Source organism: Amycolatopsis sulphurea (assembly GCF_002564045.1).
Lineage (GTDB): Bacteria > Actinomycetota > Actinomycetes > Mycobacteriales > Pseudonocardiaceae > Amycolatopsis > Amycolatopsis sulphurea.
The window spans coordinates 1,363,412-1,375,090 of sequence record NZ_PDJK01000002.1; the positions used below are offsets into that span (position 1 = coordinate 1,363,412).

At 67.3% G+C, this 11,679-nt stretch carries 13 protein-coding genes; 9 read left to right on the forward strand and 4 right to left on the reverse strand.

Translation table 11 applies throughout. The features are described 5' to 3' along the window. Window positions 1-21: 21 nt before the first annotated feature. The 7 genes from ATK36_RS12275 (at window position 22) to ATK36_RS12305 (ending at window position 6,354) form a co-directional block, all read left to right on the forward strand. Window positions 22-870, forward strand: coding sequence for an aldehyde dehydrogenase family protein (locus ATK36_RS12275; RefSeq protein WP_245914657.1), 849 nt, complete (start codon window positions 22-24; stop codon window positions 868-870). An 847-nt stretch (window positions 871-1,717) separates the two neighbouring features. After that, window positions 1,718-2,173: a hypothetical protein gene (locus tag ATK36_RS12280; protein WP_098511398.1), complete on the forward strand. Its 456-nt coding sequence runs from the start codon at window positions 1,718-1,720 to the stop codon at window positions 2,171-2,173. 11 nt (window positions 2,174-2,184) lie between these two features. Beyond that, window positions 2,185-2,799: a DUF3558 domain-containing protein gene (locus ATK36_RS12285; RefSeq protein ID WP_098511399.1), complete on the forward strand. Its 615-nt coding sequence runs from the start codon at window positions 2,185-2,187 to the stop codon at window positions 2,797-2,799. After that, the gene (locus ATK36_RS12290; protein ID WP_098511400.1) at window positions 2,799-4,244 is read left to right on the forward strand and encodes a hypothetical protein; all 1,446 of its coding nucleotides are present in this window, start codon (window positions 2,799-2,801) and stop codon (window positions 4,242-4,244) included. The genes ATK36_RS12285 and ATK36_RS12290 overlap by 1 nt, the downstream gene beginning before the upstream one ends. A gap of 10 nt (window positions 4,245-4,254) precedes the next feature. Continuing rightward, complete coding sequence (locus ATK36_RS12295) at window positions 4,255-5,013, forward strand: ESX secretion-associated protein EspG (protein ID WP_098511401.1); 759 nt, start codon at window positions 4,255-4,257, stop codon at window positions 5,011-5,013. Between the two features lie 158 nt (window positions 5,014-5,171). Then, entirely contained in the window at window positions 5,172-5,414 is a 243-nt protein-coding gene (locus ATK36_RS12300) for a hypothetical protein (protein WP_233574262.1), read from the forward strand. A gap of 97 nt (window positions 5,415-5,511) precedes the next feature. Then, window positions 5,512-6,354: a Scr1 family TA system antitoxin-like transcriptional regulator gene (locus tag ATK36_RS12305; RefSeq protein ID WP_098511402.1), complete on the forward strand. Its 843-nt coding sequence runs from the start codon at window positions 5,512-5,514 to the stop codon at window positions 6,352-6,354. A gap of 61 nt (window positions 6,355-6,415) precedes the next feature. On the opposite strand, the gene ATK36_RS12310 is transcribed toward ATK36_RS12305, so the two are convergent. Together ATK36_RS12310 and ATK36_RS12315 are read right to left on the reverse strand one after the other, a co-directional pair. Next, on the reverse strand, window positions 6,416-6,964 hold the full coding sequence (locus tag ATK36_RS12310; protein WP_098511403.1) for a DUF4232 domain-containing protein: 549 nt from the start codon (window positions 6,962-6,964) through the stop codon (window positions 6,416-6,418). A 218-nt stretch (window positions 6,965-7,182) separates the two neighbouring features. Beyond that, the gene (locus ATK36_RS12315; RefSeq protein ID WP_098514829.1) at window positions 7,183-7,815 is read right to left on the reverse strand and encodes a TetR/AcrR family transcriptional regulator; all 633 of its coding nucleotides are present in this window, start codon (window positions 7,813-7,815) and stop codon (window positions 7,183-7,185) included. Between the two features lie 197 nt (window positions 7,816-8,012). Between ATK36_RS12315 and ATK36_RS12320 the strand changes: the two genes are divergently transcribed. Both ATK36_RS12320 and ATK36_RS12325 read left to right on the forward strand, forming a co-directional pair. Further along, window positions 8,013-9,269, forward strand: a complete 1,257-nt coding sequence (locus ATK36_RS12320; RefSeq protein WP_098511405.1) for a cytochrome P450 — start codon at window positions 8,013-8,015, stop codon at window positions 9,267-9,269. A 193-nt stretch (window positions 9,270-9,462) separates the two neighbouring features. Next, entirely contained in the window at window positions 9,463-9,657 is a 195-nt protein-coding gene (locus ATK36_RS12325; protein WP_098511406.1) for a ferredoxin, read from the forward strand. A gap of 65 nt (window positions 9,658-9,722) precedes the next feature. Here the strand turns inward: ATK36_RS12325 and ATK36_RS12330 are convergent, their stop codons facing one another. Both ATK36_RS12330 and ATK36_RS12335 read right to left on the reverse strand, forming a co-directional pair. Continuing rightward, on the reverse strand, window positions 9,723-10,811 hold the full coding sequence (locus ATK36_RS12330; RefSeq protein ID WP_098511408.1) for an ABC transporter ATP-binding protein: 1,089 nt from the start codon (window positions 10,809-10,811) through the stop codon (window positions 9,723-9,725). 13 nt (window positions 10,812-10,824) lie between these two features. Next, window positions 10,825-11,613: a carbohydrate ABC transporter permease gene (locus ATK36_RS12335; protein ID WP_098514830.1), complete on the reverse strand. Its 789-nt coding sequence runs from the start codon at window positions 11,611-11,613 to the stop codon at window positions 10,825-10,827. Window positions 11,614-11,679 lie beyond the last annotated feature (66 nt).

Below are 11,679 nucleotides of genomic sequence, written 5' to 3' on the forward strand. Positions count from 1 at the left end.
TCGACATTATCCCGGGTTTCCGTGGCAAAGACCTACAAACTCTACGTGGGTGGCAAGTTCCCGCGTTCGGAATCCGGCCGGGTCTACCCCGTGACCGATTCGGCAGGCAAGTTCCTGGCCAACGCGGCGCACGCTTCGCGGAAAGACCTGCGCGAGGCAGTGGTGGCCGCACGGAAGGCCTTCCCTGGTTGGTCCTCGGCGACCGCATACAACCGGGGGCAGGTGCTCTACCGGGTGGCCGAGGTACTGGAGGGCCGCCGTGACCAGTTCATCGCGGAAGTCGCCGCTTCCGAAGGCCGGTCCGCGCCACAGGCGGAGTCCCTTGTGGACACAGCGATCGACCGATGGGTCTGGTACGCCGGGTGGACGGACAAGATCGCTTCGGTGCTCGGTGCCGCCAACCCCGTCGCCGGGCCGTATTTCTCGTTCACCGTGCCGGAGCCGACTGGAGTCGTGGGCGTGCTGGCTCCGCAGGAATCCTCGCTACTGGGGCTGGTGAGCGTGCTGGCGCCGGTACTGGCCACCGGATCCACCGCCGTGGTCGTCTCGAGCGCGGACCGGCCGCTCCCCGCGATCACCCTGTCGGAAGTCCTTGCGACGTCGGATGTTCCGGGCGGCGTGGCGAACATCCTCACCGGTCGCGCCGCCGAACTGGGCCCCTGGCTGGCATCACACGGCGACGTGAACGCACTCGACCCGACCGGCGCCACCCCGGACGAGCGCATCCACCTCGCACGCGAGGCGGCCGGCACCGTGAAACGAGTGCTCACCGTTCCGGACGCCGAACCCGACTGGACCGCCGAACCGGATCTCTCCCGGATACGACGCTACGTCGAGGCCAAGACAGTCTGGCACCCCATGGGAGTCTGAGAAGTCTCCCCCACGCCCGGATCCGCAGGTGTGATCCGGGACCGGTGTCGGGGTTCGCTGTGCGCGGACCCTGACACCGGTTCTATTTCTGCGCCCGTTCGGGCTGTCCAGGGTGGTGAGATCCTCGGCGATCTCGCGGTCCAGCTCGCCGGTACGTCGTTTGACGGTGATGGCCTCGGTGGCGAACTTGCGGAGGGCCGCATGAGTGGAACGTTCCTTTAGCGATACTCCATTCGACGGACTCGCCATGTCGTCAAACCCCGGGGACGGCCGTGCCCACCGCGCCCCGACCCCAGGGTCCCGGCAAAGTCGGTCGGGACCCGTGATCAGCAGAGGGAGCCGTGACTGCCGCGTCATCCATCGACGGCGCCTGCCATCTTCGTCGATCACGCCCGGCGGCGGGCGAAGCGGAGGTGCTCGAGACACGCGACCACCTCGCGCTGTGCGCCGGACCTGTCTCGGGTCTGTGAAGGGGCCCTTCACAGACTCAGAGTCCGTGAAGGGCCCCTTCACAGACCTTCACAGACCTTCACAGACCTCCGCAGTCTGCGCAGGGCCCTCACACCGACTTTGCCGACACCCTGGCCCCGCCCCCTCGTGCTCCCACCTCAACGCGCTTAGACAATTTCGTCAGCGTGCATCGAAATTTCTTTCATCCAGGCAGAGTAATTCGGCAATACCGATGGTCTGGATCAATTGTTTCCCAATAGCAAGCCCTTTCCTGGATATGTTGATCAAAACCAGGGTTTTCGACATCACGCTGTGAGCCATCGGCTACCGTGAATGCGCAGCGAGGCCACGGCCTCGCTTTCGCATGACGTTGACGTGTCTTTTGGAGGGTGAAGACATGACTCAATCCGCCTCGGGCGCCGGTGTCGGCTGGCTCTCGAACCTCGGCTTCGCGATCGCCGATGACGCGAAGGTCGCTTCGGCGAACCTTTCCGCAACCTCGGGCCAGGGCTTCGCACTCAGCCGAGACGACGCCATGAGCATGCTGAACGTGGCGAGGCAAGCCCGCACGCACTTCACCGAGATGCGCACCATCGCGTACCGGCTGACCCGCGTCACCGCGCCGGCGGACGATCCCGGGAGTAACAGCTACAACGACGGACTGGTCGGCAACGGTCAGCGGCAAGGCGCCTTCGCGGCCGGGTCGCGCAACGTGGAGCAGATGATCAAGTACTCCGAAGATCTGGTGCACAGCCTGGAGAAAGCGCTGGGCATCACCGTCACGTCCGACGAGACGGCCGCCGCCGACCTGAAAACGACAGCGCAGGACACGAAGACGGGATTCGCCGGATGAGTCGCCGCACAATGGCCCGAACGTTCCTCGTGGTGACGATCGCCGTCGCCGTCGGGGGGTGCACGGGTGGGGAGCCGTCCGCGGGAACGAACGGCACCCCATCGCCGTCCACCCAGGGAAAGACGTTGCCCTACGGTGGCGCGCCCAAGGTCGAGCACCCGCTGCCCGCTTCCGTGCTGTCCGGCGACCCCTGCCAGGAAGGGCTCACCACCCAGCAGCTCACCGAGGCGCTGGGCACCCCCTCCGCCGGGCGGAAAAAGGAAGTTCCCGTCCTGGGAAGCACCTGTACCTGGGATAATGACGCTTCCGGAGCCCAGGTTTCGGTCGGATACACCACCAAGGTGCCGGACGGACTGAGCGCCGTGTATTCCAACACCAAGAAGCAGGCGAAATTATGGCGTGAGCTTCCCCCGATCCAAGGGTTCCCCGCCGTCGCCGGCTCCACTTTCGACGCCACCGCGAAAGACGGATTCTGCCAGGTGAGCGTCGGCATCACCGACCAGCTGACCACCGATATCGGCCTCACACTGGGAGAAACCAAACGCGGCACCTCCGATCCGTGTGATGTGGCGGCGCGCATCGCCGACATGGTGGTCACGAACCTGCGGCAGAAAGCCGGTACGTGATGGGATTCTTCGATTTCATCGGAGAAGCCGCCCAGTGGGCGGCCGACCGGATCGATGACGCCGAGCAGTGGGTCGAGCAGCGGGCGGACGACGTCGGCGGCTGGTTCTCCGATCTGTACCACGGCAATCTCGGCGACCAGGCGGTGCCGGCCCCGGCCCTGGTGCAGAAGATCATTGCCAGCCAGGGTGCGCAAAGCTGGCACGAGAGCAGCGAAACGGCCAAGACGCTGGCTCGCATGCACGATGAGGGCAACGATCTCGTCCGGCGAATCAGCTCCGGGCTGGAATCCTCGTGGGCCGGCTCAGGAGCGGACGCCGCACAAGCGCGGATCCGGCCGTTCGCCGAAGCCCTCACCTCGTCCGCGCAGATCACCTCCGCCAACTCGGACAACGTCTCCGAGATCGCGCATTCGTTCGATGGTATGAAGTCCTCGCTGCAGCCGATGCCGCCGGCTCCGCCGCACAAGAATTTTTTCGACCAGGCGAGCCCGTGGGACACCGACACCGAGCGTCAGATCAACGAGTACAACGCGGTCGCGAAGGACAACGTCGCCCAGTACCAGGCATACGCGAGGCACGTCGAGACCAAAGCGCCGAACCTGAACACGAACTACCCGCAGCTTTCCGGTTTCGGCGAGCAAGACTTCGCAGTCGATTCTCACGGAACTGCCGCCCAGGCGAAGACGGCCGGTGGGCAGCGCTCGCACGGGCCGGACAGCAACGCCAGGCGGTCGCAGTCCGAAGCAACGTCTGGTCCGGCTTCGCCTCCGGCAGGGCAGGGAACCGTGGCGCCGCCGAGCGGCAGCGTCGCCCCGCCGCCGGGACACCAGGCTGCGGCTCCACGAGGAGACGGTACGACGAGCGCCGGGTGGGCGCCGTCGTCTTCGGTGGTGAATCCCGGAGGGTTGAACCCCGGTGGGATGTCGAGTGGCGGTGGAAACAGCGGCAACGCTGGAAACGGCGTCGGCCCGTGGGCGCCGGGGGCATTCGGGTTCGACGACATGGGGACCGGCGCACGGCCGGGTGTCGGGAACGGTCGCGGCGCGTACGAGGGTCTCGGCGGTAGGAGCGGCGAAAGCACCGGCGGCCGGAACGGCGGCGGCGGCAACAGCGGCAACGACGGTGGCAGGTACGGCAGCGGGAACAACGGCCGCGCGGGCGGTGCCCGGTTCGGGGCGGGAATCGACGCAGGTGAGGAAGCCGTGGGACGAGGTGCTGCGACCGGGCGAGGTGTGGCAGGGGCACGGGGCGCCGCCGGGATGGGCGGCGCGGGTGCCGGTGGCATGGGTGCCGGCGGCAAGGGCAAGGGCGGGGAAGACAAGGAACACCAGCGCAAGTACGGCATCGACGACGACTCGGCGTTCACGTTGATCGACGACGGGGGTGAACGGGTGCTCGATCCGCGGACCGGGCTGCCGCCGACGCCGCCGACCATCGGCGGATGAAGCGCCTTTCATGACGATCATCGAGAGGCCGGTCCGGATTCCGCGGCCGGCATTCCTTGCGGCGTGGGAATTCGAAGGCCTTGGCGCACCACCGGTGGTGGTCGAGCAGACGGCGTCGTATACGGCGGCGGGGTTCGGTGCGGAGTTGCGCAGACGGTCGCTGGAGCTGCTCGGGCAGTTCGGGCTGGCCGCGGACGGTGCGCTTGCCCCGCAGTTGCGGGCCGCGTTGAAGCTCCTCGCCGGCGCGCGACGTGAGGTGTATGCGTGGAGTGATTTCGGCGGGCATCGCGAGGACAACGGGGCGATCCTCGCCGCCGCGGGTGGTGGCGAGGCGGTCCGGCTGATCACCGACGGTCGCGCCGTGCGGATTGAGCCGGTCTCGCCGAGAAAGCTTTCGAGCAGTCTCGTGGAAGCGCTACCGGCGTGCGAGCCGGCGCGGATCCGGCCGCGGCAGGTGCCGAAGGCTTACTACGACGCGGACGGGTACTCGGACGATCCGCTGACCGAATCGTCCGCGTCGGCCGACGACCTGCGGCACCTCATGCGCGCCGGGCGCGACGCGGTGCACCAGCTGTACGCCGCGGTCCGCGACGGTGCCGGCGAGCGGGTGCGCAGCATGCCGCTGTCCGCGATCGATCTCACCGGGCGCGGCCGCATCCTGAGCTTCGTCAACGACGACGCGGCCGGGGCGCCGCAGATCAACGTGTACTCCGGGACCCGGGCGCATCTCACCGACGCGCTCGATCTCACCCTCCGCGAACTCGCCTGAGCACCCGGTCACCGACACCGCCGGACCGGCTCGGCAGCACCAAGTCAAGTCTTACATTTCGCGAAATCAGCTGGAATCATGACCAATTGGGGTAATTTCTTGGTTGAGAGATACTTCCCGCCGTAGAGCTCCGAAACCCGCACGACAGGAGGATCCCGATGACCCGGAACCCGGACCAGCCGCCCGAAGCGCCCCTGACCCTGGAATTCCTCGGCACCACCAGCGCCGGCGGCAACTGCCCGAACGCTTATCGCACCAATCGCGGCACCTACGTGGTGCAGGGCTACAAGGTCGAGGACCCCGTTGCGCTGCGCCAACTGCACGATCGCGGGATGCCGGACACCGAGACCGCGGTGGAGATCCCGGCCGGGCTGGTCAAATTTCTCCAGCCAGAGCGGTAATCTCCGCGCGCGGAGCGCTGGATTTCGCCAAACTCGAGACCAGGTGTGGGAAGATGCGAACTGGTTCGAGGAGTTCAGCGTGCGATAGCGAGGGCGTGTGCCAACCAGCTTCGAGAAGCGCCGGGCGGAGTTCGGCGAATACCTTCGCCGGCTCCGGATCGACGCCGGGTACGAAACCGGGAAGGACTTCGCGCGGGCGATCGGCTGGAACGCGCCCAAGGTCAGCAAAATCGAGAACGGCAGGCAGACCGCGGGCGACGAGGACCTCGAAACCTGGCTCACCGCCGTGCACGCGCCCGCCGAACGCAGCGCCGAACTCCGCGTCCGGCTCGCCGCGATCCGGGACGCCTACGCGAGCTGGCGGGAAAAGGTCCGCGACGGATACCGGGCGCGGCAAGAGGAATCCCTCAGCCGCGAAGCCCGCGCACGGCGGATCCGCGCGGTCGACCTGCTCATCGTGCCCGGATTACTGCAGACCGCCGAATACGCCCGCCATGCGATCCTCAGCCACGCCAAGGTCCACGGCGGCGCCCAGGACATCACCGAGGCCGTGCGGGCCCGGATGCAACGGCAGCAGATTCTCCACGAACCCGGCCGGACCATCGAGCTGCTCACCGCCGAAGCCGTGTTCCAATACCCGATCGCACCGCCGGAGGTGATGATCGCACAGGTACATCGGCTGCTCTCGATCGTCGGCACCCCCGAGATCCGGTTCGGCATCATCCCGGCGGGCACCTTGCTGCCCTACCCGGTGACCGGCGGTTTCTGGATCGTCGACGACGTGGTCATGATCGAGAACGCGCCCGGGGAACACCTCGTCGACGATGTGGACGAAGTCGGCACCTGCCACGAAGTCGCCGATCTGCTCTGGACGATCGCGGCGGAGAACGACGCGGCGAAGACCGTCCTGCAACGCGTACTCGACAACACGTCCCGATAACCCGGCCCGAACGGCAAAGAGCGGGTGACGCCCCCCGGCGCCACCCGCTCCATTACCGCACTCAGACGGTCGGCGCGACCCCCTGGGTCACAGCACCGACGTCGATGGTGTGGCTGCCCTCGTTGGCGTCGACCGCGCCGAGACTCCAGCCCACCTGCACGGACGGGTCGATACGGTCACCGTGCAGGTTGGAGTCCGAAGGCGCGGTCACCGTGATGGCGTTCGGGGTCTGCTTCTCCTCCTCGCCCGCGATCGCGGTCCAGTGCAACGGCACGTAGGCCGAGGAGCCGTCGACGAGCGCCACCGCGGGCGCGTTCGCCGGGGCCTCGTTGTTGACCAGGACGTTGTGCGCACCGACGAGCGAGACGCTGAGGCTGCCGGGAAGGTAGCAGCGCTCACCCATGTTCGCGGTGAACTGCAGCGCCGCGTGCCGGTTGCCCGCGCCGGAGTCACCGGGCACCAGCTTCGTGGTGAACTGGTTGGAGGTGCACGGGAAGACCGTCGGCTCGGCGGCACTGGCACTGGTCGCGAAGTACGCCCCGGCTCCGGCGGCCACGCCGGCGACAGCGAGGGCGGCGGCAGTGCGGCGAACCGTCGTGCGAATGGTCATCTGGTTCTCCCCTGGTACTCGGGTGGCCGGACGGACTCTCCGCCGGCCGAGAACAACCGGTGATCGACTCACCTCGAGTGTTCTCAACCGGTAAGACGTCCACATCGACCCAAGGGTGTCCGACTGTGAAATCAACCCCACTAAAGCAACCCGAACGAGGGAAACGCGTCCGAGCGTGTAGCCCCCGGTAAAGACCCTGCGTAATGCGTAGACACCCGTCAGTGGACGTCGTCTCGACCGAGGGGGCGACCGGGCAGCGGGGTACCCGGCTGGGCACGCAGGCCGTCGATCATGATGGTGAGGCAGCGCGCGGTGGAGATCTCCACGATCTCCGGATTCCGGGCAGGCAGCCGGCGAAGCAGCACGGCGAAGAGCATGGCCACGTCACCGGCGCCGATGTCCTTGCGGAGGTGCCCGTCCTCCTGCGCGGCACGGACCAGCGACTCCACCTCGATCAGCAGGCTCCGCCGCAGATCGGAGATGACCGGGTCCTCGCGAAGGATCTCGTAGGCCTTCATCGACACCATGGCCAGCTGAATGGACAGCTGCAGGTCCACCGATCCGTGGAGCAGCCGCACCAGCGCGGCCCACGCGGTCGGCTCCGCCTCGGCCGCCGCACGGGCGTCTTCGAGGACGCGAGCGAAGTTGTCCACCGCGACCGCTCGGACCAGCGCATCCCGATCCGGGAAGCGGCGGTACAGCGTGCCGACGCCGACTCCGGCAGACCGGGCGATCTCCTCCATCGGGACCTCGGGACCGTGTTCGGCGAAGATCACGCGCGCCGCGGCGATGATCTGGTCGCGGTTTCGCCGCGCGTCCGCTCGCAGTGGCGTTTGCGGGTCCGCACTCATCCCGGTCATCCCTCCGTTGCGCAGGCCTTTGACATGCGCAGAGATTCTCGCACGCCCCGGATAACGCCTCCGGACAGTAATTGTCACCCCATTGCTCGTGGACGACGATCCTCCACCTGAGTACCGTGGAAAGAACCGGAATGTATTCATCCGCATTCGTTCCGTGACGGTGCACTTCCACACAAAGGGGTTCCACCATGACCAAGCTCGCCCGATCCGAACTCGACGAAGCCGCGCTGATCGACCCGGAAGCCGGCGACCCCGGGCTGAAACGCTTCCCGCTGGCCCGGACCTGCCCGTTCGCGCCGCCGCCGGAGTACCGGGAGTTCGAGGAGGCCAGGGCACAGCTGGTCGGGACCCCCTCCGGAGAGCAGGCCTGGGCGCTCGCCCGGCACGAGGACGTGCGGGCCATGCTGAACGACTCGCGGTTCAGCTCCGACCGGTTCAACCCCGGCTTCCCGATGCTCTTCAAGGACGGAGGGCGAGGACGGACGCCGAAGATCAAGCCTTCGCTGATCAACCTCGACCCACCGGTGCACGGGCAGGCCCGCCGCTCGGTCGTCGGCGAGTTCACGGTGAAGCGGATGAAGGCGCTGCAGCCGCGCATCCAGGAGATCGTGGACACCCAGCTGGACGCGATACTGGCCGGTGACCGGCCCGCCGACCTGGTCACCGCGCTGTCGCTGCCGGTGCCGTCGCTGGTGATCTGCGAACAGCTCGGCGTGCCCTATGCCGACCACGAGTTCTTCCAGACACGCAGCTCGAGCTTCCTCAACCGGCGGTCCACCCTCGCCCAGCGCGAAGCGGCCATCGAGGAAATGCGGGACTACCTCAGCGGGCTGATCACCGGCAAGGAGGCCACGCCCACCGACGATCTGCTCGGGCGCCAGATCGAGAAGCTGCGCGCGGAGGGCACCTACGACCACGACGACCTGGTCGGGCTCGCCTTCCTGCTGCTCATCGCGGGGCACGAGACCACCGCCAACATGATCTCGCTGGGCACCGTCGCGCTGCTGGAGAACCCGGATCAGCTCGAGCTGATCAAGCAGGACCCGGGCCGGACGCGCGACGCGGTCGAGGAACTGCTGCGGTACTTCACCATCGCCGAATTCGCCACTTCGCGGGTGGCGACCGAGGACGTGGAGATCGCGGGCGTCACGATCCGGGCGGGCCAGGGCGTGCTCGGCCTGAGCCACGCGGCCAACTTCGACCACGAGGCCTTCGCCGAGCCGGATCGGCTCGACTTCACCCGCGGCGCGCGCCACCACGTCGCGTTCGGCTATGGCGTACACCAGTGCCTCGGTCAGAACCTGGCGCGGCTGGAGCTGCAGATCGTGTTCGACACGCTGTTCCGCCGGATTCCCAAGCTGCGGCTCGCGGTGCCGTTCGAGCAGCTGCCGTTCAAGCACGACTCGTCGATCTTCGGCCTGCACTGCCTGCCGGTCACCTGGTGAGGAGCGACCCGCGATGACGACGATGGAAGAACTTCCCGCCGCCCGGACGTGCCCGTTCGCCCCGCCGGCGAGCTGGCGAAGCCGGTGGAAGAGCTGCCGTTGCAGGCTGACGCGTCGATCTACGGCCTGCACGAGCTGCCGGTAACCTGGTAAAGATCAAAATGCTCCCACCACGAGCAAGGAAGAGAGCACCATGAAGATCATCGCGGACACAGGCAAGTGTGTCGGCGCCGGCCAGTGCGTGCTGACCGAACCCGAGCTGTTCGACCAGAGCGAGGAAGACGGCACCGTCGTCGTGCTCAACGACACGCCCGAGGGCGAGCTGATCGAGAAGGCCCGTGAAGCCGTGAACGTCTGCCCAAGCCAAGCACTCTCACTTCAGGAGTGACGGCAGCTGTGAAGGGTCCCTTCACGGACTCAGCGTCCGTGAAGGGACCCTTCACAGCCGTGGGCTCAGCGCAACCGCAGGGTCGTCTTCGGGTCGAAGGCGTGGGTTTCGCCCGCACCGCGCAGGCCGACGCGCACGTTGTCGCCGATTCGCGGCGGGGTGCGGCCGTCCACGCGGACCACGAAGCGGTCGTCGCCGACCTTGCCGTGCAGGTACGCGTCCGCGCCGAGTTCCTCGACCAGCTCGACGACGAGTTCGAAACCGTCGTCGCCCTCGCCGACCAGGCGCAGCGACTCCGGCCGGATGCCGAACACGACCTCGGACAGGTCGGCCGCCCGTGCCGCGGTCAGCTCCGCGGTCGGCAACGGCACGTTCAGGTCGCCGAGCTTGACCCCGCCACCGGTGAGCGGCAGCGTGGCCAGGTTCATCGCAGGCGAACCGATGAAGCCCGCGACGAACGAGTTGGCCGGGTTCTCGTACAGCTCCCGCGGCGAATCGCACTGCTGCAGCTCGCCGTCCTTGAGCACCGCCACCCGGTCACCCATGGTCATGGCCTCGACCTGGTCGTGGGTCACGTAGATGGTGGTGGTGCCGAGTCGCTGCTGGAGCTTCGCGATGTTGGCGCGCGTCTCCACCCGCAGCTTCGCGTCCAAGTTGGACAGTGGTTCGTCCATCAGGAACACACTCGGCTCGCGCACGATCGCGCGGCCCATCGCCACCCGCTGGCGCTGCCCACCGGAGAGCGCCTTCGGCTTGCGCGCCAGGTACTTGGTGAGATCCAGCATCGCGGCGGCCTCGTCGACCCGCTGCTTGATGTCGGCCGCGGAGAACCCGCGCAGCTTCAACGCGAAACCCATGTTGTCGGCCACGGTCATGTGCGGGTACAGCGCGTAGGACTGGAACACCATGGCGATGTCCCGGTCCTTCGGCGGCAGGTCGGTCACGTCGCGGTCACCGATCCGGATGGCGCCCTCGTTGACCTCTTCCAGCCCGGCCAGCATGCGCAGCGCGGTGGACTTCCCGGAACCCGAGGGACCCACCAGCACGAGGAACTCGCCGTCGGGTACTTCGAGGCTCAACTGGTTCACCGCGCGCACGCCCGGGTTGCCGGGGTAGATACGCGACGCCTGGTCGTAAATCACTTCTGCGGACATCTGCGCTCTCCCTTTACTTCACTGCGCCCATGGACAGACCGCGCACGAGGTGGTTCTGCGCGAACCAGCCCACGATCATCACCGGCAACGAGGCCAGCAACGCGGCGGCGGACAGCTGGGCCCAGTACAGGCCCTCGCTGGTGATGAAGCCGACCAGGAACACCGGCACGGTGCCCGCCCTGGCGGCGGTGAGGTTGACCGCGTAGAAGAACTCCGTCCAGGAGAAGATCACGCAGATCAGTGCGGTCGCGGCCACCCCGGGGGCGACCACCGGCATGATGATCTTGCGCAGCAGGGTCGGCAGGTTCGCCCCGTCGATCCGCGCCGCCTCGATCATCTCGCCGGGCACCTCCATGAAGAACGACCGCATCATCCAGATCGCCAGCGGCAGGTTCATCGCGGTGTACAGGATGATCAGCGCCCACACCGTGTCCAGCAGGTCGGTGTTCTGCGAGATGATGTACAGCGGGATGATCGCCGCGACGATCGGCAGCATCTTCGTGGAAAGGAAGAAGCTCAGCGCGTTCCTCGTGCCCTTGACCGGCGCCAGCGACAACGCGTACGCGGCCGGGATGCCCAGCAGCAGCACCAGCAGCGTCGAGACGATCGTGACGAAGGCGGAGTTGCCGAGGTAGGGCAGGAAATCACCCTTCAGCACCCCGGCGATCTGGTCGAAGGTGGGCTTGAAGAACAGCTTCGGCGGATCGGTGTAGGCGTCCGACTCCTGCTTGAACGCGGTGAGGATCATCCACAGCAGCGGGAAGACGAACAGGATCGCGATGATCCAGGTGACGACGGTCAGCGACGCCGGGCCGACGCGGCGCTTGGCCTTGCGCCGGGGCGGCTGGGCGGTCGTCTTCTCCGCGGG